Genomic DNA, 1,812 nt, shown 5'->3' on the forward strand with positions numbered 1-1,812 from the left:
AAGAGGCTGGGACATAACTAGCTAAAAATAACGTAAAAAAGGCACCAACCATAAAAAATATATGGTTTGGTGCCTTTTTCTTGCTTGAATCATCATATTTTAAGCTTGTTGGGGTGTTCATGGCAGTGAACTTTCTTAAGTTCACTGCCATGAAGGCAAACCCTAATTCATTTTTCACCTTCTCTTTGCCCCTGACGGACATGCGAGAGAAACACAAATTAGCCTTCAGAAATCCAAAAACTGGTTCAACATCAATCTTTCGCTTCCCATATAGTTCACCAGTTTTTTCATCCGAAAGCTTTTCTCTCGTATATGCTTTTTGTTCTTCCCATTTTTGATTATAGAAAATCCGACGATGATTGCCTTCTTTAGCTTTAGTACATGCTGAACGTAGAGGACACCCTGTACAATCCTCGCATTCATAAACTTTAAAGGTTCTTGTGAACCCATATCGATCGGTTCGATGTGAATTATAACGGTACGTTAATTGTTTATTATTTGGACAAGTGAACGCATCTTGTTCTTCATCGTAATCCCAGTTATAAAAATTGAACGGATCATGTTTGTACTTTCTTGTTTTCTCTTTCCGATATTGATTATAGGTAATAAGGGGAGTGCGTAATCGATTTTCAATGACATCAGCGTAATTCTGTTCACTTCCGTATCCTGCATCAGCGACAATGTATTCAGGTAGAGTGAAATAATGGTTTTCAATAAGGTCTAAGAAAGGACGTAATGTACGTGTATCTGTAGGGTTAGGGAACACATCATACGCAAGCGCGAATTGTCCTTCAGTCGCCAGTTGAATATTATAACCTGGTTTAAGTTGCCCATTCATCATGTAGTCATCTTTCATCCGCATAAACGTCGCATCATGGTCTGTTTTGGAATAGCTATTACGTTCTCCTAATATCTCACTATCCTTTTGATATTTTTCCTTGCGTTTAACGAAGTTCTTAAATTGTTTAAGGTATTGTTTAGGTTCCTTACGCTCTGATCGAAGTTGTTTTCGTTCAGAACCTTGATCACTCTCGTTAATTTTTTGATCGTAATCATTGACTTGCTCTTCTAACTGCTGGGCGATAGATTGAAGTTCTTGAGTCGTAAGTTCATCCGAACTTTCACGTTCGATTCCAGGTATGATTTCATTTTCTAGTAGCTCGTTATACATGTTGTGAGATTTCTCAACTAACTGCTTACTGTAATTTTCAGTGGATTTACGCCAAACGAACGTAAATTTATTCGCGTTGGCTTCAATCTTAGTTCCGTCAATGAAAATGGCTTCTTCTTCAATCATGTTTTGTTCAACAAGCTGACAACGGAATTGGACAAAACATTGACGTAGTAATTCTTGAACTTGAGGCTGAACGCGAAAACGGTTAATCGTTCGATAACTCGGCTCATAACCTTGCGCCAACCACATCATTCTAATGCTGTCTTTAAGCAATGCTTCAATTTTTCTTCCTGAGAAAATCGATTGGGTGTAGGCACATAAGATAATTTTCATCATCATTTTAGGGTGATAAGCGGGGCATCCCGTATCACGAGAGAAGCTTGCGTATGCTTCTTCTGGGATTTGTTCGACTAAATCATTCACAGCGAAAGCAATATCATCTTGATCTAATTTTATTTCTAAATCTAAAGGCAAAACGACTTGATTCATGTTATAATGTTTAAACATAAGGATCCTCCTTTGGGGTTATTGTTGGTACTTTAATTCTATCAAAGGGGATCCTTTTTGTTTATCTAAAATGTTAAAAAACAAAAAAAAATCGTGGAAGACATCAAAATTGATGTCTTCCACGATTTTTC

1 protein-coding gene is annotated in these 1,812 nt (G+C 37.1%); it reads right to left on the reverse strand.

What is annotated here, in order from left to right:
• Positions 1–1,681 (reverse strand): IS1182 family transposase (locus FHR85_RS14260; protein ID WP_341770984.1); only part of this gene is annotated, 1,681 nt, incomplete at its 3' end.
• Between the last annotated feature and the right edge of the window lie 131 nt (positions 1,682–1,812).

This window comes from Alkalibacillus almallahensis, assembly GCF_011761495.1.
GTDB classification, from domain to species: Bacteria; Bacillota; Bacilli; order Bacillales; family Alkalibacillaceae; genus Alkalibacillus; species Alkalibacillus almallahensis.